Origin of the sequence: Kribbella sp. CA-247076 (assembly GCF_050942445.1) — a bacterium.
Taxonomy (GTDB): Bacteria; Actinomycetota; Actinomycetes; order Propionibacteriales; family Kribbellaceae; genus Kribbella.
In genome coordinates, this window is the sequence record NZ_CP192051.1 from 955416 (window position 1) to 975250 (window position 19835).

At 70.5% G+C, this 19835-nt stretch carries 19 protein-coding genes; 9 read left to right on the plus strand and 10 right to left on the minus strand.

Going from position 1 to position 19835, the window contains the following annotated elements; translation table 11 throughout:
• Position 1: 1 nt before the first annotated feature.
• Complete coding sequence (locus ACQPYZ_RS04540; protein WP_433165522.1) at positions 2-793, minus strand: sigma-70 family RNA polymerase sigma factor; 792 nt, start codon at positions 791-793, stop codon at positions 2-4.
• A gap of 135 nt (positions 794-928) precedes the next feature.
• On the opposite strand from ACQPYZ_RS04540, the gene ACQPYZ_RS04545 reads away from it, so the two are divergent.
• Positions 929-1546 (plus strand): UdgX family uracil-DNA binding protein, encoded by a 618-nt coding sequence (locus ACQPYZ_RS04545; protein ID WP_433165524.1) that lies wholly within the window; start codon positions 929-931, stop codon positions 1544-1546.
• A gap of 18 nt (positions 1547-1564) precedes the next feature.
• Here ACQPYZ_RS04545 and ACQPYZ_RS04550 read toward each other — a convergent pair whose 3' ends face one another.
• From ACQPYZ_RS04550 to ACQPYZ_RS04560, 3 genes are all read right to left on the minus strand, one after another.
• Positions 1565-2524, minus strand: coding sequence for a TIGR03557 family F420-dependent LLM class oxidoreductase (locus ACQPYZ_RS04550; RefSeq protein ID WP_433165526.1), 960 nt, complete (start codon positions 2522-2524; stop codon positions 1565-1567).
• Between the two features lie 83 nt (positions 2525-2607).
• Positions 2608-3894 carry a winged helix-turn-helix domain-containing protein gene (locus ACQPYZ_RS04555; protein WP_433165529.1) on the minus strand — a complete coding sequence of 429 codons (1287 nt, stop codon included), beginning with the start codon at positions 3892-3894 and terminating at the stop codon, positions 2608-2610.
• A 9-nt stretch (positions 3895-3903) separates the two neighbouring features.
• Positions 3904-4806: a DMT family transporter gene (locus ACQPYZ_RS04560; RefSeq protein WP_433165531.1), complete on the minus strand. Its 903-nt coding sequence runs from the start codon at positions 4804-4806 to the stop codon at positions 3904-3906.
• A gap of 16 nt (positions 4807-4822) precedes the next feature.
• Between ACQPYZ_RS04560 and ACQPYZ_RS04565 the strand changes: the two genes are divergently transcribed.
• Positions 4823-6226: a PLP-dependent aminotransferase family protein gene (locus tag ACQPYZ_RS04565; RefSeq protein WP_433165533.1), complete on the plus strand. Its 1404-nt coding sequence runs from the start codon at positions 4823-4825 to the stop codon at positions 6224-6226.
• A 68-nt stretch (positions 6227-6294) separates the two neighbouring features.
• Here the strand turns inward: ACQPYZ_RS04565 and ACQPYZ_RS04570 are convergent, their stop codons facing one another.
• A complete protein-coding gene (locus ACQPYZ_RS04570) occupies positions 6295-6438 on the minus strand; it encodes a GPGG-motif small membrane protein (protein WP_165949278.1) in 144 nt (47 codons plus the stop codon).
• A gap of 156 nt (positions 6439-6594) precedes the next feature.
• Here ACQPYZ_RS04570 and ACQPYZ_RS04575 point away from each other — a divergent pair, with 156 nt between their 5' ends.
• Both ACQPYZ_RS04575 and ACQPYZ_RS04580 read left to right on the plus strand, forming a co-directional pair.
• A complete protein-coding gene (locus ACQPYZ_RS04575; RefSeq protein WP_433165535.1) occupies positions 6595-7320 on the plus strand; it encodes an NIPSNAP family protein in 726 nt (241 codons plus the stop codon).
• Positions 7321-7467: 147 nt separating this feature from the next.
• On the plus strand, positions 7468-8406 hold the full coding sequence (locus ACQPYZ_RS04580) for a serine protein kinase RIO (protein ID WP_433165537.1): 939 nt from the start codon (positions 7468-7470) through the stop codon (positions 8404-8406).
• On the opposite strand, the gene ACQPYZ_RS04585 is transcribed toward ACQPYZ_RS04580, so the two are convergent.
• Both ACQPYZ_RS04585 and ACQPYZ_RS04590 read right to left on the minus strand, forming a co-directional pair.
• The gene (locus tag ACQPYZ_RS04585) at positions 8390-9550 is read right to left on the minus strand and encodes an alpha/beta hydrolase family protein (protein WP_433165539.1); all 1161 of its coding nucleotides are present in this window, start codon (positions 9548-9550) and stop codon (positions 8390-8392) included. The two genes, ACQPYZ_RS04580 and ACQPYZ_RS04585, sit on opposite strands and share 17 nt — an antisense overlap.
• 75 nt (positions 9551-9625) lie before the next feature.
• Positions 9626-11281, minus strand: coding sequence for an FAD-binding dehydrogenase (locus ACQPYZ_RS04590; protein ID WP_433165541.1), 1656 nt, complete (start codon positions 11279-11281; stop codon positions 9626-9628).
• Positions 11282-11349: 68 nt separating this feature from the next.
• Here ACQPYZ_RS04590 and ACQPYZ_RS04595 point away from each other — a divergent pair, with 68 nt between their 5' ends.
• Positions 11350-13221 (plus strand): DUF5107 domain-containing protein, encoded by a 1872-nt coding sequence (locus ACQPYZ_RS04595; RefSeq protein ID WP_433165543.1) that lies wholly within the window; start codon positions 11350-11352, stop codon positions 13219-13221.
• 138 nt (positions 13222-13359) lie between these two features.
• Complete coding sequence (locus ACQPYZ_RS04600) at positions 13360-13767, plus strand: hypothetical protein (RefSeq protein WP_433165544.1); 408 nt, start codon at positions 13360-13362, stop codon at positions 13765-13767.
• Between the two features lie 52 nt (positions 13768-13819).
• Here the strand turns inward: ACQPYZ_RS04600 and ACQPYZ_RS04605 are convergent, their stop codons facing one another.
• Positions 13820-14437, minus strand: coding sequence for a TetR/AcrR family transcriptional regulator (locus ACQPYZ_RS04605; protein WP_433165545.1), 618 nt, complete (start codon positions 14435-14437; stop codon positions 13820-13822).
• Between the two features lie 112 nt (positions 14438-14549).
• On the opposite strand from ACQPYZ_RS04605, the gene ACQPYZ_RS04610 reads away from it, so the two are divergent.
• Together ACQPYZ_RS04610 and ACQPYZ_RS04615 are read left to right on the plus strand one after the other, a co-directional pair.
• Entirely contained in the window at positions 14550-15734 is a 1185-nt protein-coding gene (locus ACQPYZ_RS04610) for a phosphatidylinositol-specific phospholipase C1-like protein (RefSeq protein ID WP_433165547.1), read from the plus strand.
• A 7-nt stretch (positions 15735-15741) separates the two neighbouring features.
• Positions 15742-16182 (plus strand): OsmC family protein, encoded by a 441-nt coding sequence (locus tag ACQPYZ_RS04615; protein WP_433165549.1) that lies wholly within the window; start codon positions 15742-15744, stop codon positions 16180-16182.
• Between the two features lie 410 nt (positions 16183-16592).
• Here the strand turns inward: ACQPYZ_RS04615 and ACQPYZ_RS04620 are convergent, their stop codons facing one another.
• Positions 16593-17747 carry an FUSC family protein gene (locus ACQPYZ_RS04620; RefSeq protein ID WP_433165551.1) on the minus strand — a complete coding sequence of 385 codons (1155 nt, stop codon included), beginning with the start codon at positions 17745-17747 and terminating at the stop codon, positions 16593-16595.
• Between the two features lie 65 nt (positions 17748-17812).
• On the opposite strand from ACQPYZ_RS04620, the gene ACQPYZ_RS04625 reads away from it, so the two are divergent.
• Positions 17813-18316 carry a DUF5709 domain-containing protein gene (locus tag ACQPYZ_RS04625; RefSeq protein WP_433165554.1) on the plus strand — a complete coding sequence of 168 codons (504 nt, stop codon included), beginning with the start codon at positions 17813-17815 and terminating at the stop codon, positions 18314-18316.
• Positions 18317-18362: 46 nt separating this feature from the next.
• On the opposite strand, the gene ACQPYZ_RS04630 is transcribed toward ACQPYZ_RS04625, so the two are convergent.
• Positions 18363-19685: a cytochrome P450 gene (locus tag ACQPYZ_RS04630; RefSeq protein ID WP_433165556.1), complete on the minus strand. Its 1323-nt coding sequence runs from the start codon at positions 19683-19685 to the stop codon at positions 18363-18365.
• Positions 19686-19835 lie beyond the last annotated feature (150 nt).

The following is a 19835-nucleotide window of genomic DNA, read 5'->3' on the forward strand; positions in this document are numbered from 1 at the left end:
GCTACCGGACCGCGGGATCGGCGAGGTCCGCGCGGAGCCGGTCGAGGATGCCGCGGAGCAGCCGGGAGACCTGCATCTGGCTGACGCCGAGCTCGTTGCCGATCTCCTCCTGGGTCAGCCCGTTGCGGAACCGCAGCTCGAGGATCTGCTTGTCCCGGTCGCCGAGCGACGCGACCGCGGGCGTCAGGGTGTGCACGTTCTCGACCAGCTCGTAGCCGTCCTCGGCGTCGGCGACGGTGTCCAGCAGGCTGGTGCCGCCGTCGACCGTGCCGGGCGCGTCCAGCGACAGCGTGCTGAAGCAGCCGCGCACCGACGTGGCCTCGACCACTTCGCCGGCCTCGGTGCCGAGTGCTTCGGCTGTCTCCTCGTCGGTCGGGACGTGCCCGAGGCGCTGGGTGAGCTCGGACTCGGCGGCCGCGATCGAGCCCTGCATCTCCTGAACCCGGCGCGGCGGCCGGACGGTCCAGGCGCAGTCGCGGAAGTACCGTTTCAGCTCGCCTCTGATCGTCGGTACGGCGTACGACAGGAAGGCTGTGGACGCGTCCAGCCGGTAGCCGTTGGCCGCCTTGACCAGGCCGAGGTACGCGACCTGCTCGAGGTCGTCCGGGTCCACGCCCTTGCTGCGGTAGCGCGAGGCGATCGACCGGGCGACGGGAGCGTTCAGGATGACGACCTCGTCCAGCAGCTCCTGGTGGCGCGGGTCGGGAGTGCCGTCGGCCTGGATCAGCAGTTCCTGGGTGGTGTCGGCGATGCTCTGCTTGGAGTCGGCAGTACTGACAGGTGCGATCGTCACGGGAGGAACCTCGTCGTGGTCGTCCTGCAGGCGTGGCATCAAAGGCTGAACCACTCACTCCCCACCAGATCAAACTCGGCGGCCGCTTTCAACCCCTGAGGTGTTACAGGTGTTTGAACGGGGAACCTGCCGACCGTGGAGAAGTTCACCGGGGCGTCACCATGGGTGCCGCACGACGGCGGCCTGAAGAAGCTCACCGCCGCCCTACCGGAGTGCCGCGGTTGCGACCTTTACGAGAACGCCGAACAGGTCGTCCCCGGAGAAGGGCCGGCGCGGGCGCGGATGATGTTGATCGGTGAACAACCCGGGGATGTCGAGGACAAGGAAGGACATGTCTTCGTCGGGCCGGCCGGGCGCCTGCTGGACAAGGCGCTGGCGGAGGCCGGGATCGACCGGTCGGACGTGTTCCTGACCAACGCTGTCAAGCACTTCCGATACGAACGCCAGGGCAAGCGCCGGATCCACAAGACGCCGGGCGCCGGCCACATCGGCGCCTGCCATCCCTGGCTGGACCGCGAGCTCGAGATCGTGAAGCCGTCACTGGTCGTGGTGCTCGGCGCGGTCGCCGCCCGGGCCGTTTTCGGAACCGGGTTCAAGGTCACGGAACAACGCGGCCGGCCGCAGGAACTTCCCGACGGCACGGCCGCGGTCGCGACGGTCCACCCGTCGTCTGTCGTCCGGTCCCGGGAGTACCGCCGCGACTTCGGCCTGTTCGTCGACGACCTCCGCGCCGCCCTTGCCCACCTGAAGTAGCAGCGCGGAGGCCGGTCTTCAGAGCCGGCGCAGTTCCGGCAGGACCTCGGTGCGGTAGAGGTTCAGCATGTCGACCGAGTGCGGGCCCATGTTCGCCACGTAGATCTCGTCGAAACCCGCCTCGATGTACGGCTTGAAGGCCTGCACGTGCGCGTCCGCCTTCGGCCCGGCGGTCACCGACTGCGCGGTCGACTCCTTGGTCACCAGCTCGCTCGCCTGCTCGAAGTGCCGCGGCGACGGCAGCACCTGGGCCAGCTCGCCGGGGAGCCCCGAGTTCCGCCAGATCCGGTGCGCCTGCTCGATCCCTTCCTCCTCGGTCGGCGCGTAGCTGACCTTGAACCCCACCTGGGCCGGCTTGTCACCGCCGCCGTTGTCCCGGAACCGCTTCAGCAACTCGCCGTCCGGCGAGGTGGTGATGTAGCCGTCCGCGATCCGCGCGGCGACGTCGGTCGCCTCCGGGCCGAACCCGGACATGTAGATCGGCAGCGGCGTGTCCGGGCGGGTGTAGATCCGCGCGGTGTCGACTGTGTAGTGCTTGCCGTGGTGGCTGACGAACCCGTCCTCGGTCCACAGCCGGCGCATGATCTCGACCGCTTCCTCGAGCATCTCCAGGCGTACGTCGACCGTCGGCCAGACGCTGCCGAGGATGTGCTCGTTGAGCGCCTCGCCGCTGCCGATGCCGAGTGTGAACCGCCCGTTCAGCAGCACCGCGCTGGTGGCGGCCGCCTGGGCGATGATCGCCGGGTGGATCCGCACCGTCGGGCAGGTGACCGCGGTGGTCACCGGCAGTTCGCAGACCTGGGAGATCGCCCCGATGGCCGACCAGACGAACGCGCTCTCACCCTGCTCGTCGTTCCACGGGTGGAAGTGGTCGCTGATCCACAGGCCGTCGAACCCGGCCTCCTCCGCGAGCCGGGCCTGCTCGATCAGCTGGGCCGGCGTGTATTCCTCACTGGACAGGAAGTATCCGATCTTCACGTCGTCTCCCGAGTGCATCGACTGCAGTGCCCGCCCGGTGCCCCACAGTGCCCGCCCTATGCACCCCGCGTCGTGACCTCGCTTCAGGCCGTCCTGAGCGCCTTGCCCAGCCTGCCGTCCGCGGTCACCCGCACGCCGTCCAGCTCCAGCCACGAAGCCATCAGCGTGAGCTCGGCCGCCAACGGCTCGACGATGCCTGCCTCGGGTACGCCGGGCTCGGCGGTGACGGTCGGGACGACCAGGACCGAGTTCTTCCGGTCGGCCTTCAGATCGACCCGGGCCACGAGCCGGTCGCCGAGCAGGAAGGGCAGCACGTAGTAGCCGTGCACTCGCTGCGCCTCCGGCGTGTAGATGCTGATCCGGTAGAAGAAGTCGAACAGCCGATGAATCCGGTCCCGGTTCCAGAGCAGCGTGTCGAACGGCGACAGCAGCGCCCGCGCGTCGACCGGCCGGTCCTCGGCCCCCGACCACAGATAGCACTGCTGGCGTACGCCGTCGACGCGCACCGGCACCAGGTCGCCGGCCTCCACCAGCTCTCCGATCACCTGCCGAGCGGTTGCTGTCGGCAACGGAAAGTGTGCCGTGCCGCCGCGGCCGCAAAGCTCCCGGGCGGTGGCGACGCCGAGACCACGGGCGGCGATCCGGACCAGCTCCCGCCGGGCCTCGTCGGCCTCGACCTCCGGCTGCGGCGGCAGCACGCGTTCGGTGAGGTCGTACAGCCGCTCGAAGTTGCGGCGCCCGGCGATCGTCACCCGGCCGGCGCAGTACAGGTACTCGAGCGCGATCTTCGCGTCCTGCCAGTTCCACATCTCGCCGGTGGACGGATCCGGGTCCGGGTCGGTCCGCTTCCGTCGTACGCCGTCCGGACTCGCCTGGCCGGCGGTGACCGGTCCGCGTTCGGTGACCAGGGCGAGGACGTCGTCGACGTACCCGGGCCGTTCGATGCTCAGGCGCCGCATACCGGCGACGACCGCCCACGGCACGCTGATGTCCGGGTCGAGATCGTCGGCGGTCCAGTCCTGCTGTTCGGCGGCCCGCATCCGCCAGCGCAACAAGGGATAGCTGCTGAGCGGGATCAGGCTCGCCTTGACTCCCCAGAAGTACTCGAACAGGTCCCGGTCGCGGCCTCCCCAGCACATCCGGTCCAGCGTCGTCCGCGAGTACGGCCCGAGCCGGGCGAACAGCGGGAGGTAATGCGATCGGCAGACCACGTTCACCGTGTCAACCTGCAGGAGGCCGAGCCGCTGGACGACCCGGCGAAGGTGTCTGGCGTCGACGCGGCCTGGAGGGCGTGGGTCGGCGAAGCCCTGCGCGGTCAGCGCGATCCGGCGGGCCGCGTCGAGCGGGACGGTCTCACCGGTCGCAGCCATGAATCGAAACTACCGTGCCCGTTGTGTCACCACGATGCAGAGCAGGACGACGACCGCCGTGATCGGTGCGGCCGCGGGTAGGTGCTCGCCCATCAGCAGCACCGACCAGACCAGCGTCAGCAACGGCTGGGCCAGCTGGAGTTGGCTGGCGCGGGCGACCCCGATGATCCCCATCCCGCGGTACCAGACGACGAACCCACCCAGCTGCGAGATCCCCGCGATGTAGGCCAGTCCCAGCAGACTGAGCGGACCCGGATCCAGCGGCTCGCGTGGTACGGCGATCACAGTGATCGCGAGGCTGACCGGCAGGGCGAGGACTACTGCCCAGGCGATCACGTGCCAGCCGGGCAGGTGTCCGGCGAGCCGGCCGCCCTCGGCGTACCCGAGCGCACAGACGATCAGCGCGGCGACCAGGTAGAGGTCGGCGAGCGACACCGCGCCGTGGTGCCTGGTCAGGGTGAACACGACGACCGCGGCGGCACCGGCGGTGGCCGCGGCCCAGAACTTCCACGACAGCGTTCGCCGGGTCAGCAGCGCCGCCGCCGAAGCCGTTGCTATTGGCAAGAGACCGGTCACGACCGCCGAGTGGGCGGTGGTCGAGGTCTGCAGCGCGAGAGTGGTCAGCAGCGGGAAGCCGATCACACAGCCGCCGGCGACGACCAGCAGACCGGGAAGGTCCTCGCGCCGTGGCCGCGGGACCTTCGAAGCGGCCAGGAGCGCGATGGCGAGTAGTCCGGCGAGCAATCCGCGGGCGCCGGTCGCTGTCCACGGACCCATGCCCGTGGTCGCCCAGACGGTGGCCGGAAAGCTGAGCGAGAACGACGCGACACCGAGCAGTGCCGCGATCGTCCCGGTGCGGGGCGCTGATACCGCTTCTCGCCTCGAAGCGATAGCGCTATTCTGCTCTGTCATGAATGACGATAGCAGTTTGGCTGTTGTCGTTGAACGGCTCCGGGCCGAGGCGACCGTCCGCGGCCCGGGCGGCAGGTTGCCGGCGAGTCGGCAACTGGTGAAGCGCTGGGGGATCAGTCCGGTCACGCTCTCGCGGGCGGTGACCGTCTTGACGGCGGAGGGTCTCGTCGTCTCGCGTCCGGGGTCCGGCGTGTTCGTCAGCGAGCGGGGACCCGGCCCCAGCCAGGTCGCGGCCGACCTCTCGTGGCAGGAGCAGGCACTGGCGGGCGAGCGTCCGGACACCACCGCGATGATGCGGATGCTCGCCGCACCGGTCGACGAGGTGGTCGACCTGTCGACCGGCTACCTGCACGAGTCGCTGCAGCCGAGCAAGGCGCTGGCCGAGGCGATGGGCCGGGCGGGCCGCCGGCCGGGGACCTGGACGCGTCCGCCGGCCGAGGGGATTCCCGAACTGCGCGCCTGGTTCGCCGCCGACATCGGTGGCCGTGAAGGACCGCTCGGTGCGAGCGACGTACTGATCACCGCGGGCGGACAGACCGCGCTGGTCACCACACTCAGGGCGCTGACCGATCCCGGCGACGCGGTCCTGGTCGAGTCGCCGACCTACCCGGGAACGCTCGCTGCCGCGGGTGCCGCCGCGCTTCGGTGTGTGCCCGTTCCGGTCGACGCGAACGGCGTGCGTGTGGAGGTGCTCGACGAAACGTTCGCAACCTCCGGGGCGCGCGTGCTCGTGTGCCAGCCGCTGTTCCAGAACCCGACCGGTGCCGTCCTCGCACCGGACCGGCGGGCGCGGTTGATGGCGGCGGCCCGAGCGGCCGGAGCGTTCGTGATCGAGGACGACTGCACTCGCCGGCTCGTGCACGACGATGCGCCCGACCTGCCGCGGCCACTCGCCGCCGACGATCCCGACGGTCAGGTCGTCCACATCCGGTCCGTGACCAAGCCGACCTCGCCGAGTCTCAGGATCGCGGCCCTGACCGCGCGGGGTACGGCGTTCACGCGGCTGCGGGACACGCATGTCGTCAACAGCTTCTTCGTCCCGCGACCGATGCAGGAGGCGGCACTCGAGTTGATGACGGCGCCGTCGTACGCGACGCATCTGCGCCGGCTGGCGACCGCGCTCCGGGAGCGGCGGGAGACGACGACGCGAAGTCTGGCGGAGCGGTGTCCGCACCTGACGGTCCACACCGCCGCGCCGGGCGGGTATCACGTCTGGACCACGCTGCCCGAAGGAGTACGCGACGACGAGGTCGCGGCGGAGGCTTTGCGTGAGGCGGTTTCGATCAGTCCTGGCAGCGCCTTCTATCTCCCGGGCGGGCCGAGCCGCCATCTCCGGCTCAGCTACGTGGCGGCCGCGTCGCCGGACGAGATCGTCCGCGGGGCCGAGCGGCTCGACGCGGCATTGCGCCGGCTCCGTTGACGCGGCCGGATCCACGGGGCGTCGCCCCACGCGGGAGCTGCGTGGGGCGACGACGTGCGTGGGTTCGATCAGGTGAAGATGCTGACGCCGCCAGGACCGACCAGCAGGCCGATCACGATCAAAGCAGCGCCCCACAGCAGCTGACCGCGGACGAGCGAGACGATTCCCGCGATGACGAGGATCGCCGCGATGATCCACAGGATGAGACCCATGGTCCTTCCAATCTCTCAGGCCGGGCGGGGGTGCCCGGCGGCCGTTCTCCCCGTGCTGCACCTCCAGTGCCCACCGCGCAAACCCTGTTTCGCTGACAGCCACTGTCAGGTTTCGCTGCTTGACTGAGTGTCGCCGAAACGCCGAGGAGGACTGTGATGGACGAGTGCTGCGCAGTCGTGGACCTGCGCCAGTACACGCTGCACCCGGCGCAGCGTGACACCTTGGTCGAGGTGTTCGACACGTACTTCGTCGAAGGCCAGGAAGCCACCGGGATGCACATCGTGGGCCAGTTCCGCGACCTCGACGACCCCGATCGGTTCGTCTGGCTCCGCGGCTTCGCCGACCTGCCGTCCCGGGCGGACGCGCTGACCGCCTTCTACGGCGGCCCGGTCTGGCGGGCACACTCGGCCACGGCGAACCGGACGATGATCGACTCCGACAACGCCCTGCTCCTCACACCGATCGACCTCCGCGAGGGTTACCCACGCCGCGACTCCCCGCGGGCCCCGATCGGTACGACGGACGCCCCGGCCTCGGTGATCGCCGGAGCCGTGTACCACCGGCCTGGTCCGGACGACGGGTTCGCCGAGTTCTTCACCGATCACGTCGCCCCGGTGCTCACCGCGACCGGCGCCGGGCCGGTGGCCGTGTTCGAGACATTGGTTGCCGCGAACAACTTTCCCGCCCTGCCGCTGCGGGACGAGGTCGTGCTGGCGTGGTTCGCCCGCTTCCCGGACGACGCGTCGTACGACGACCATCGCCGCCGCCTCGCGGGGTCGGAGGTCTGGCAGCAGAAGGTGCGGCCGGAGCTCGTCCGCCGCTCGGTCGCCCCGGCCCAGGAGCTGCGGCTGCGGCCGACCGCGCGCTCGCAGCTTAAATAGCTTGCGCGGCCGGGGGAGCGCCCGGCATCCTGAGTCGACCCGTGCGGCGACGAGCGCTGCCTGGACCTAAGGAGGGCTGACGGATGGCCATCACTGTGCTGCGGCATGTCCGCATCAGTCCCACCTCACCGTTCAGGAGCACTCCGGATGTCTTCCGACGTCTTTCGTACCGATTCACACCTCTCTGATTCACCGCCGTCCGACCTCGACTCCCGCTGGGCCGACCTCACCGGCGACGAGTCCCAACCCGATCCGGCCGACGCCTTCGTCTTCCGCTTCCAGGCGGTGGACGAGAATCTCGGTCCGGATCAGCGCTGGTCCACCTGGCTGGACGTCGAGCGCGGCTCTCGCGGGCCTGATCCCCGCCCGGACTGGGTGGTGACGGAACAGGCCGCGATCGACACCGAGCTCGGCGTCCTCAAAACCGGCAAGGAAGCCGACGTCTTCCTGATCGAGCGGGCCGTCGAAGCCATCGGCGACAACCCGGCCCGGTCCTCGCTGCTGGCCGCGAAGCGGTACCGCACCGAGGAACACCGGTCCTTCCACCGCAGTACGTCGTACGTCGAAGGGCGGCGGACCCGGAACAGCCGGGACAGCCGCGCGATGGCGAAGAAGACCGCGCACGGCCGCAGCGTCGCCGCGGGCCAGTGGGCGTACGCCGAGTGGGGCGCGTTGTGCCGGCTGTGGAAGGCCGGCGTCCCGGTGCCGTACCCGGTCCAGGTGGACGGCACCGAGCTGCTGATGGAGTTCATCGACGACGGTGAGGGTGGGGCCGCGCCACGGCTCGCCCAGGTCCGGCCGCCGAAGGACCTGCTCGAGCGGTACTTCGAGCAGTTGCGCGACGGGATGCGGGAGTTGGCCAGGGCGGGGTTGGCCCACGGCGACCTGTCGCCGTACAACGTCCTTGCCCAGACCGACCGGATCGTGATGATCGACCTCCCGCAGGTGGTCGACATCGTCGGCAATCCGAAGGGCATGGACTTCCTGCTGCGCGACTGTCACAACATGGCGACCTGGTTCACCAGCCGCGGGCTGGAGGTCGACGAGCAGGAGCTGTTCGCCGACCTGCTCACGATGGTGTTCTGATCGCCCGCTGCAGCAGGGGTACGAGCGGGACCAGCCGGTCGGGGTAGGCGTCGACGAGCCCGTCGACATGGTTGCCTGCCTCGACCCGCTGGTACGAGTGCAGACCGGTCCGGCGCGCCATCGCCGCGTAGACGTCGGAGTCCTGCGTGATCGGGAGCAGGCTGTCGTACGTCCCATGGATCGTCACGAGCGGCCGGCGGATCTTGCCGGTCAGTGCGATCCGCTGGATCGCCCGCCGCGCCTGCGGACGCTGCGCGAGGTCGTAGTCGGCCTCGCTGCCCACGTACGTCGGGTCGAGCTCAGCCGCGTAGATCCGCTGCGTCAGCTTCCAGTAGACCGCGTAGTGGTAGTCCCAGAGGAAGTCCGACCGGGGATCGAATCCCGCCGCCGTGATCAGCGCCGGGGATTGTTGCTCATAGCCCCTGATCGCCGGCGGCAGGAACGTGAAGAGGTTCTTGGTCGCCGTCCACAAGGTGCCTTCGAGGTCGACGCCGCGGGTGTAGAGCTCGGGGTGGTTCTCGAGTTGCCAACGGACCAGGTAGCCGCCGTTGGAGATCCCGGCCGCGACCACTTCGCGCGGCGGACGCCCGTAGTACTGCGCGACTGTCGCCCGGGCGGCCCGGGTCAGCTGAGTGGTTCGCAGGTTCCACTCGACGATCGCGTCGCCCGGCCGCACGCCGTCCTTGAAGAACTCGGCGCCGGTGTTGCCCTTGTCGGTCGCGGCGTACGCGTAGCCCAGCGAGAGCACATAGTCCGAGATGGCCCGGTCGTTCGCGTACTGCGCCCGGACGCCGGGCGATCCGGCGACGACCAGCCCGCCGTTCCACTTCCTCGGCAGCCGGATGACGAACTGCGAGTCGTGGTTCCAGCCGTGGTTGGTGTTCGTCCGCGAGCTGTCCGGGAAGTACCCGTCGATCTGCACACCCGGTACGCCGGACTGCTGCGGCAGACCCGAGTGCGTGAGACCGGCGTAGTCGGCCGGGTTGGTGTGTCCGGATGCGACGGTCCCGGTCGTGGTCAGGTCGTCGAGGTACGCGAGTTGTTGGTACTCGGCACCCGGAACCCGGACCTGTCGATGGGCTTCGGCCGGCACGGTCAGACCGGTCAGGAGCAGGACGGCTGAGAACAGAGCGAGGCGGCGCATGGCGTCACGCTAGGAGCCGGTGGTGCGCCCAGACAGAGGGTCGGGACACACATCAACCGCCGCCCGTGTGTCCTCCTACGACACCGCCTGGGCTGCCGCGCGTCCCGCCGTACGGCCGCTGAAGAGGCAGCCGCCGAGGAACGTGCCCTCGAGCGAGCGGTAGCCGTGGACACCACCGCCGCCGAAGCCGGCCACCTCGCCGGCCGCGTAGACCCCGGGCAACGGCGTACCGTCCGCCCGCAGCACCCGCGACTCCAGATCGGTCTGCAGACCGCCGAGCGACTTGCGGGTCAGGATGTTCAGCCGGACGGCGATCAGCGGGCCCGCCTTCGGGTCGAGGATCCGGTGCGGCGTCGCCACCCGGATGAGCTTGTCGCCACGGTAGTTGCGCGCGCCCCGCAGGGCGGTGATCTGCAGGTCCTTGGTGAAGGTGTTCGACAGCTCGCGGTCCCGGGCGAGGATCTGCCGCTCGAGGTCGTCCAGGTCGATCAGGTTGTCGCCGGTCAGGTCGTTCATCCCGCGGACCAGGTCGGGCAGGTTGGCCCGGACGACGAAGTCCGCGCCCTTGTCCATGAACGCGCGGACCGGCGCGGTCGCACCGCCGCGGGCCCGGCCGAGCACGCCGCGGACGTCCTTGCCGGTGAGGTCCGGGTTCTGCTCCTGGCCGGAGAGGGCGAACTCCTTCTCGATGATCTTCTGGGTGAGCACGAACCAGGTGTAGTCGTACCCGGTCCGCATGATGTGCTCCAGCGTGCCCAGGGTGTCGAAGCCCGGGAACAGCGGCACCGGCAGACGCTTGCCGGTGGCATCGAACCACAGCGACGACGGGCCGGGCAGGATCCGGATCCCGTGCATCGGCCAGATCGGGTCCCAGTTCTGGATGCCCTCGGTGTAGTGCCACATCCGGTCCCGGTTCACGTACCGGCCGCCGGCCTTCTCGGTGATCGCCAGCATCCGGCCGTCGACGTGCGCCGGCACCCCGGAGATCATCCGCCGCGGCGGCTCGCCCATCCGCCGCGGCCACTGCGACCGGACCAGGTCGTGGTTGCCGCCGATCCCGCCGGAGGTCACGATCACCGCCTGCGCGGTCAGGGTGAAGTCGTCCACCTCGGTCCGCGAGCTCGGCATCCCCCGCTCGACGTCACTCGCCTCGAGCACCTTGCCCGCGACGCCGTCGACGACCCCGCCGGTCACGGTCAGCTCGTCCACCCGGTGCCGGAACCGGAACTCCACCAGGCCCTTCGCGGCCGCCTCCCGGACCCGTCGCTCGAACGGCGCGACCAGGCCGGGGCCTGTGCCCCAGGTGATGTGGAACCTCGGCACCGAGTTGCCGTGGCCGTCGGCGGTGTAGCCGCCGCGCTCGGCCCAGCCGACCACCGGGAAGAACCGGACGCCCTGCGCGTGCAGCCACGACCGCTTCTCGCCGGCCGCGAAGTCGACGTACGCCTCGGCCCACTGCCGGGCCCACCGGTCCTCGTCGTCCAGCCGGTCGAAACCGGCCGAGCCGAGCCAGTCCTGCAGCGCGAGGTCGCGCGAGTCCTTGATGCCCATCCGGCGCTGCTCGGGGGAGTCGACGAACAGCAGCCCGCCGAACGACCAGAACGCCTGCCCGCCGAGCGAGGCCTCCGGCTCCTGGTCGAGCAGCAGCACCTTCCGGCCCGCGTCGGCCAGCTCCGCGGTCGCGGCCAATCCGGCCAAGCCCGCCCCGACGACGATCACATCCGCGTCCATGAGGTCCATGTATAGCGGACAACCGGCACCGATAGACGCCCCTGCGCGAAGTTGCGAGGATGGAGCCTGTGACGACCCTTTCCGCGCAAAACCTGGTCCTGCCGTCCGCGTCCCTCGGAGCCGAGAACCCGCTCGCGCCACTGCGCAGCCAGCAGGAGCTCCACCAGGTCCAGAACCTCGACGAGCTCCCGTCCGACCTGCGCGAGAACATCGGGTACGGCCGGTTGCACAGCCCCTTGCCGTGTCTGAACCAGGACGGCTACGACCGTACGCTGACCGACCGGACCTTCACCGCTCTGGTGCTGGAGAACGACCACCTCCGTGCGACCGTGCTGCCCGGCGTCGGCGGACGCCTCTACTCCCTCGTCCACAAGGCGAGCGGCGACGAACTGCTCTACCGCAACCCCGTCTTCCAGCCCGCCAACCTCGCCCTGCGCAACGCCTGGTGGGCCGGCGGCGTCGAGTGGAACGTCGGCAGCACCGGCCATTGGACCGGCACCTGCGAGCCGATGCACGCCGCCCGCCTCGACGGCCCGGACGGTACGCCGGTGCTCCGCCTCTGGGAGCTGGAACGCACCCGGAATCTCGTCACCCAACTCGACTTCTGGCTCCCGGCTGACTCCGAGGTCCTGTACGTCGGCGTCCGGCTGCAGAACCCGTCCGACACCGACGTCCCGGCGTACTGGTGGTCGAACATCGCCGTCGAGCAGTCCCCGTCGACGCGCGTGCTGGTGCCGGCCGACCAGGCATGGCGGTTCGGGTACGGGAAGCGGCTCGACCTGGTCGACGTACCGCTGTACGAGGACACCGACCTGACCTACCCGATGCGGCACGGCCGGGCGGTCGACTTCTTCTTCGAGCCGCTCGCCGGTGAACGGCCCTGGATCGCCTCGGTCGACGCCGACGGCCACGGGCTCGTTCAGGCCTCGACCGAGCGGCTGCGGGGCCGGAAGCTGTTCGTCTGGGGTGAAGGCGCCGGCGGCCGACGCTGGCAGGAATGGCTGTCGCCGGGCCTGCAGGGACACGGGTACGCCGAGATCCAGGCCGGGCTCGCGCGAACCCAGATGGAGCACCTAAAGTTGCCGGCAGCAACTAGCTGGCACTGGCTCGAGGCGTACGGCCGGATCTCGGTCGACCCCGCTGCCGCACACGCCGACGACTGGACCACGGCCCGCACCGCCGGCACTGAAGCCCTTCGCCCGGTGCTGGACCAGCTCGGAGACCGCAAGAAGGAATGGCTGACCGTCGCGGACGCCGCTCCGGCCGAGCGGCTCGCGGTCGGCTCCGGCTGGGGTTCGCTGGAGCTCACCCGCACCGGCTGGACGGTCTCAGCCGGTACGCCGTTCGCCGAGGACACCATGACGTCGCGCGAGCGGGCATGGCTGCCGCTGCTCGACGGACGGTTGCCGGCCGCGGACGCCGTACCGGACGGGACCCTGGTGAGCTGGCAGGACCTGCTGGAGAAGGCCGAGGACAACTGGCTCGTCTGGTACCACCGCGGGGTCGCCCGGCATCACACCGGCGACGTCGACGGCGCCGTACACGCGTGGCTCCAGTCCGGCGACAACCCTTGGGCTCTGCGGAACCTCGGTCTGGTCACCGGCGACCTGTCGTACTACGAACGGGCGGTCGGACTGCGGCCCGACCTGGTGGAACTCGTGGTCGAGGCCGTGGACGCGGCACTGGCCGCAGATGTCGACCGCGCCGGCCGGCTGCTCGCGAACAGCCCCGACGACCCGCGTGTCCGGCTGCTGCGGATCCGCCACGCCCTGCGGACCGGCGACCCGGAGACGGCTCGCGATCTGCTGGCCGACGTCCTGCAGTTGCCGACCGTGCGCGAAGGCGCCAACCCGCTGGCGGACCTGTGGGTGGAGACCGAGGAGGCGCTCGGCACGCGGCGGCCGGTGCCCGCGCAGTACCAGTTCGGCATGGGCGGCTGACGCGGCAGAAAGTTTGTCAGGACCTGGGAACCGAGTGCCCCCGGCTGGCGTCTCACCGATGTGCGGCAAGGGCCGCGCAACGCAGTATCGACCACGACGACCGCGTCGCCCGCGGGCGGCGCGTCGGGGGTGAGTGCCATGTTGACGATCCTTGTACTCGGTGGGTTCGGCCTGGTGCTGCTGGTCACGGCATGCATCGTGCTGGACGTCCTCGCCGGGGTGCGGCGGGACGAGATCCCCACGGGTACCGAAGAGAAGACGGCCGGCCAGGTGATCCGGGTGCGTGGCCCGGTCCGCGGTCAGCTGGAGGGCGGCGAGCCGACGGAGTACACCGAGGTCACCGTCGAGTACTGCACCCGCCGGGGTGAGGGACCGTACGAGGTCTCCCGCCGGCTTCCGGTGGGCAGCAGGATTACCTACACCAAGGGTGACCGGGTCATCGTGAGCTACGACGTCCGGGCTCCGCGCCGGGCTCGCATCGCCGGCCGGGTCAGCCACTGGCCGCAGCTGGGTCCGCGCAACGCGGACCCGGTCCCACAGCCCTGACCCAGAAAGCTCGGTGTGATCGTCCCTCGCCTGGTGCGAGGGCTTTCCGCTTTTACGCGGGCAAGTGCGGGGCCAGGAGGTTGTAGAGCACCGGACGGCCCTGGGACAGGACGTACTCCGCCTCCGCCGGGGCGAGGCGGTCGGCCAGGTGGGCGAGCGCCTCGCCCATGGTGATGCTCAACGTGACCGCCAATCGGAACTCCCGGCTGTCGCGGGCGCCGAAGCGGGCCGTCAGCAGCTCGGCGAACTCACCCGCGTGCTGGTCGTCGAACTCACCCGGCTTGCTCTCCAGGTCCGGGTCGCCGAGGCCGCTCAACACGACCGCCCTGAAGCCGGGGTCGGTCCGGTGCATCTCCCGGAACGTGTCCAGCGTGACGTCCACCGCCTGCCGCCACGACGTCACCGATCCCAGCCGCTCCCGGACGGCCTCGGTGTAGCGCGCCTGGTTCCGGCGCTCGATCGCCTGGATCAGGCTCCGCTTGTCCGGGAAGTACCGGTACACGCTGCCGACCGCGATCTCCGCGCGTTTCGCGATCCCGCTGGTCGACGCGGCGTCGTACCCCCGCTCGACGACCTCCGCGCAGGCCGCGTCCAGGATCCGCTCGACCTGCCGGCTGGCCCGGTCCTGGGTCGGCGTCCGGCGCAGTGGATACGCCCCCGATGTCACCATGTCGCTCATTGTCCATGTTCCGGGGGGACAACGTTGCCACCTTCCTGTGACAGATTGCCGTCAGATCGGCGTCTCCGCGCCGAGGTCCGTCCACAGGAGGGGTATTTCCGCCATGCGCTTCAGCAGAACGGTGGTCGCCGGCCTGGCGTCCGCCGCGATCGCGGCATCCGGACTCGCCGGTACGGCGATCGGCACGCAGCAGACTCCGCGGGCCGAGCAGGGCCGCGACCACAACTCCGGTCACGGCAACGGGGTGCGGTTCAACCAGCTCCAGATGATCGGTTCGCACAACTCGTACCACCGTGAGCTCAGCCCGGACGAGCAGAAGGTCCAGCAGGCGCAGAACCCGGGCTCCGTCGACCTCTGGTACTCGCACGCGGCGATCCCGGCCCAGCTGGAGGACCAGAACATCCGGACCCTCGAGCTCGACCTCCTCCCGGACCCGGACGGCGGGCTCTATACCTACCCGCTGATCCGCAAGCTGACCGGGCAGGGACCGCTGACCGACCCGGTGATGGCCCAGCCCGGCATCAAGGTCATGCACATCCCGGACTTCGACTACAACGGCACCTGCAAGTCGCTCGTCGTCTGCCTGCGGCAGGTGAAGGCCTGGTCCGACAAGAACCCGGACCACACTCCGATCACCATCAGCCTCGAGCTCAAGCAGTCCGACCCGAAGATCGTCGCGGCCGGCGGGGTGCAGTCGCCGCCGTGGGACGCGGCCAACCTGGAGCGGATCGACACCGAGATCCGGTCGGTGTTCGGCGAGAAGGAGATCCTCACGCCGGACGACGTCCGCAAGCCCGGCCTGACGCTGGAGCAGTCGGTGCTGACCAAGGGCTGGCCGAAGGTCGACTCGGTCCGCGGCCAGGTGCTGTTCTACTTCGACAACGGCGGCGCGGGCACGATCCGCGACCTGTACCGGACCGGCCGGCCGAACCTCGAGGGCCGGGCGGTCTTCACCCGCGGTCCGGAAGGCCAGCCGGACGCCGCGATCACCCAGATCAACGACCCGCGCGGCGCGAACCAGGCCGAGATCCAGCGGCTGGTGTCGAAGGGCTACCTGATCCGCACCCGGTCCGACGAGCCGATGGCGACGATCCGGGAGAAGGACTTCAGCCGGGTCGGGATCGCGCTGGCCAGCGGCGCCCAGGTGGTCACCACCGACTTCCCGGTGGCCGGCATGGCGGCCCGCTACGACAGCGACTTCGTCGCCAGGCTGCCGGGCGACACTCCCGTACGATGCAATCCGGTGTCGGCGCCGACGTGGTGCCGGGGGAACGTCTCGGGAAGGTGAGCTGAGCATGTCGGAGCACGTGGTCGATGTCAGCTGGAGTCGCGGTGAGCACGAGTTCACCTACGACACCTACAACCGCGACCACGAGTGGCGCTTCGACGGCGGCATCACCGTGCCCGGGTCCGCCAATCCGGCGTACCGGGGCAACCCGGGGCCGGTCGACCCGGAGGAGGCGTTCGTGGCGGCGCTGTCGTCCTGCCACATGCTCACGTTCCTGTCGATCGCGGCCCGCAAGCGGCTGGTCGTCGACGCGTACGACGACCACGCGGTCGGCGTGATGGCGAAGAACGCGGCGGGCCGGCTGGCGATCACCCAGGTGACGCTGCATCCGAAGATTGTTTGGGGCGGTCCGGAGCCGGACGCGGAGGTGCTCGAGCGGATGCACCACCTGGCCCACCAGGAGTGCTTCATCGCGAACTCGGTGACCACCGAGATCACGGTGGCCTAGGGCAACTGCTTCGGAACGGAACCACCCGCCGGGACGGCCTGAGCCTCGCGCAAACGGCGTCAGGACATCCGGCGGGTGGTTCGCGGTGCACTTCTGTGGCAGTGCACCTGGCACGGATCCGGCGGCGCCTCGCACTGGGCGCCTCTGGGTTCGGGTGCGACCTCCGTGCGGTCCGGCTCGGTGGGCTGGACCGTACGGGCGCGCCGCCGGGATCCGTTCGTCCGGTACGCGCCTACTGCTCGGCGGCGGCGTCGCTCCGGTCGTCGGTGGTCTGGGTGTCGGCCAGCAGGTCCTCGAGTTGGCGAACCTGCTCGTTGGCCATCGCGGACATCAGTCGGTGTATCGTCATGCCGGTGAGACGCACGGGGTGCGGGGGTATGACGGGAATCCGGCCGATATTTCGGTGTGACCTATTTCTCATCCAGCCCGTCGGCGCGCAGCGGCACCAGCGTGCGGGCTTCGTCGTATGTCGTACCCGTCAACTCCAGCAGGTCGATCACGGTGGAGCGGATCTGGCCGAGGACGACGACCGCCGAGAGACCGGTCGGCAGCGGCATGACCGCCGTACGGCGGCCGAGCTCACCGAGCACGCGGTGCGCGGCGACATCGGCGGCCGGCTCGAACAGCGACTCGGCGATCAGGCGGGTGCCGTCGGCGAGGCGGTCCAGCAGCTGCGGGTACTCGGCCGGCATCTGCTCGTCCCGCCAGACCGACACCGCGCAGCGGCGTACCAGGACCCGGACGTTGCGGATCGCGCGATCCGCGGGGACGACGAGGTCGGCGATCTCCTGGACCCGGCCGCGCTGCCGGCGGCGGAACGGCGACAGCCGGACCACCGCGACGCCCTCGTCGGCCGCGCTGCGCAGGTCGTCCAGCATCGACTCGCTGGCCCGCGCCCGGCGGAGGGCATCGGTGACCTGCTGCTCGTCGTGGTTCCGGAGACCGTCGGCGGTCTCCTGCAGGATCTCGGACAGCTCGTTCAGCACGCTGGAGGCCTGCTGCCGCGGGCGCCGGATCGCCGTCGCCGGGGCGATCGTCGCGGCGGCCAGCGCGACCACGCCGCCGAGCACCGCGTCGAGCCAGCGGCTGAACCCGGCGCCCGGGTCCGGCAGCAGGGTGGTGACGATGACGGCCTGGACGCCCGCCTGCGTGGTCATCAGCGTACCGGCGCCGAGGAGGACCGCGACGCTCATCGCCAGCGCGACCACGAACACGATCTGCGGTACGCCGGTGCCGAAGAAGCGGACGAACAGGTCGCCGACCCCGACCCCGACCGCCACGCCGACCATGACCTCGGCCACCCGGCGCAGCCGCTGACCGAAGCTGAAGCCGAGACACACCATCGCGGCCACCGGCGCGAAGAACGGTTGCGGGTGGCCGACGGCGTACCGGGCCAGGGCCCACGACACCCCGGCGGCGAGCGCACACTGGGTGATGAAGAACAGCCGGTCCCACCAGCGGTCCACCCGGCGGCGGACCGACGCGCGCGACCGGCGGGCGGCCTGCGGCGCGATGTCGTCCCGCAGCTCCCGCAACTGGTCCAACGTCAGTCTGACCGGATCCACGGACCCATTGTCGCGTGCGCGCGCTCCGGCTTGATTCACCCGCGCCCGGCGGACAGGGTGGTGCCATGACCGAGAACAACCGCGAGGACTACGGCAGCTACAGCGTCGACGACGAGGACCAGCTGCAGCCGGAGGACACCCTCAACGACCGGGGTGTGGACGACCTGCTCGACGAGGGCTACTCGCCGCCGGAGAAGTGGTCCGCGGGCGAAGGCTTCGGTACGACGGCCGACGAGGCCCTCCAGGGGGAGTCGCTGGACCAGCGGATCGCGCAGGAGGAGCCGGACGTCGACCCGTACGCCGAGGACGGCGAGGACGTCGGCGGGCCCGAGGTCGGCGTCGCCCGCTCCGGCCGCCTGGTCGCGCCCGACGAGGGCGCCCACGGGGACGACGAGGACGAGCTGGTCGCCGAGGACGTGGGGTTCGACGGCGCCGCCGCCTCGGCCGAGGAAGCCGCCGTCCACGTGGTCGACGACGAGGACAACTTCGAGCTCGCCGACGACGACGAGCAGGACCTCCCCGCCTACCAGGACGTAGACCTCGGCGACGCCACCGACCCCGAGAACTGACCTGGTGTGATGGTGGCTGCCGTCGACCTGGCAGCCACCAGCTGGGTCAGCGCGGGGTGACGGTGATCTCTGCGCCTCGGGCGGGGACGAGGGTGACGTTCTTGGGTTTGGCCGGCTCGGGGGTGGCGCGGGGGGCCTGGAAGTTGTAGGCCGCGAGGGCGGCGCGGAGGATCTCGGTGCCTTCCATCAGGGAGAAGCCGGCGCCGATGCAGCGGCGGGCACCGCCGCCGAAGGGGATCCAGGTGCCGGGAGCCGGCGGGTCGTCGAGGAACCGCTGCGGGCGGAAGTCCTGCGGCTGCGGGAAGTGCTCGGGGTCGCGGTGGGCCAAGCCGATCGCGGCCATGATCGTCGTCCCCCGCGGCAAGCGGTAGCCCGCCACGTCCGCGGTCTCGGTGAGCCGCCGGCCGACCTGGTACACGACCGGGTGCAGCCGCATCGCCTCCTTCACGATCGCCTCGAGCTCGTCGTCGGCACCCGCGTCCGCGGCCCGTTGCCCGAACGCCAGGTCCTCCGGCCGCCGCGCCAGCTCGTGGAACGCCCACGCCATCGCGGTCGCGGTCGTCTCGTGCCCGGCCAGCAGCAACGTCACCAGCTGGTCCCGCAGCTCCACGTCCGTCCAGTTGCCCGCAGCAAGCAGTCGGGAGAGTACGTCGGTGCGTCCGGCAAGATTCCCGCGCCGCCCGGCGATCTCGTCGTACAGGATCTCGTCGACCTGCTGCTGCACGGTCAGGTACGTCCGCCACGGCGGCACCCGGAGCAGCGACGGGTAGAATCCGCCGAGCATGATCACCGGTGAGACCGAGACGATCTTGTCCAGCAGCGGGCGGAGCTGGTTCAGCCGGTCGGAGTCGGTGACGCCGAAGATGACCTGCAGGATGATCTCCAGGGTCAGGTTCCGCATCCGCTGGTGTACCCGGAACGGCTTGCCGGCCGGCCAGGTCGCGACCTCCGCGCGGGCGAGCTCGTGCACCATCCCGGCGTACCCGCGCAACGCCTGCCCGGAGAACGCCGGCATCAGCTGCCGCCGCATCCGCACGTGGTCGTCGTCGTCGAGGAGCAGCAGGGAGTGCGAACCCATGATCGGCTCCAGCACGGTGTTGCCCTCACCCGCGTGCATCACCGACGGGGAGGCGCCGAACACCTCCCGGAAGTGCTCCGGCCTGCTCAGTACGACGACCACGCGGCTGGACGGCACCAGGCGGATCGTGAACACGTCGCCGTACCGCTCGCGCATCCGCGGGAAGAACGTCTTGCGGTGACTCGCGAACAGCACGGTCTGCGCCAGCGTGGGCAACCGCGGACCCGGCGGCAGGGTCCGGGCGGTCTGCCGGTCGAGGGTCCGGGAACCGAGCAAGGGTGTCGGGGCCATGCCACCTCCTAGCTGGGCCTCCCACGCTACGTCAGCCGGGTGAACTGCCGCCGATGTCCCGGCATCGAATGTGCCAAGCGCCGAAACCAGGCGGGCGTCCCGGCCGGCTCGCGGGGGTCGACACAGGAACCGGGGGCCGTGCACACGAAA

Excerpts from the sequence above, each read along its gene's own strand:
- ACQPYZ_RS04585 (WP_433165539.1), bottom strand. The coding sequence starts at position 9,550 with ATGCGCCGCCTCGCTCTGTTCTCAGCCGTCCTGCTCCTGACCGGTCTG.
- ACQPYZ_RS04605 (WP_433165545.1), bottom strand. The coding sequence starts at position 14,437 with ATGGTGACATCGGGGGCGTATCCACTGCGCCGGACGCCGACCCAGGAC.
- ACQPYZ_RS04615 (WP_433165549.1), top strand. The coding sequence starts at position 15,742 with ATGTCGGAGCACGTGGTCGATGTCAGCTGGAGTCGCGGTGAGCACGAG.
- ACQPYZ_RS04610 (WP_433165547.1), top strand. The coding sequence starts at position 14,550 with ATGCGCTTCAGCAGAACGGTGGTCGCCGGCCTGGCGTCCGCCGCGATC.
- ACQPYZ_RS04590 (WP_433165541.1), bottom strand. The coding sequence starts at position 11,281 with ATGGACGCGGATGTGATCGTCGTCGGGGCGGGCTTGGCCGGATTGGCC.
- ACQPYZ_RS04625 (WP_433165554.1), top strand. The coding sequence starts at position 17,813 with ATGACCGAGAACAACCGCGAGGACTACGGCAGCTACAGCGTCGACGAC.
- ACQPYZ_RS04555 (WP_433165529.1), bottom strand. The coding sequence starts at position 3,894 with ATGGCTGCGACCGGTGAGACCGTCCCGCTCGACGCGGCCCGCCGGATC.
- ACQPYZ_RS04560 (WP_433165531.1), bottom strand. The coding sequence starts at position 4,806 with ATGACAGAGCAGAATAGCGCTATCGCTTCGAGGCGAGAAGCGGTATCA.
- ACQPYZ_RS04600 (WP_433165544.1), top strand. The coding sequence starts at position 13,360 with ATGTTGACGATCCTTGTACTCGGTGGGTTCGGCCTGGTGCTGCTGGTC.
- ACQPYZ_RS04570 (WP_165949278.1), bottom strand. The coding sequence starts at position 6,438 with ATGGGTCTCATCCTGTGGATCATCGCGGCGATCCTCGTCATCGCGGGA.
- ACQPYZ_RS04580 (WP_433165537.1), top strand. The coding sequence starts at position 7,468 with ATGTCTTCCGACGTCTTTCGTACCGATTCACACCTCTCTGATTCACCG.
- ACQPYZ_RS04630 (WP_433165556.1), bottom strand. The coding sequence starts at position 19,685 with ATGGCCCCGACACCCTTGCTCGGTTCCCGGACCCTCGACCGGCAGACC.
- ACQPYZ_RS04575 (WP_433165535.1), top strand. The coding sequence starts at position 6,595 with ATGGACGAGTGCTGCGCAGTCGTGGACCTGCGCCAGTACACGCTGCAC.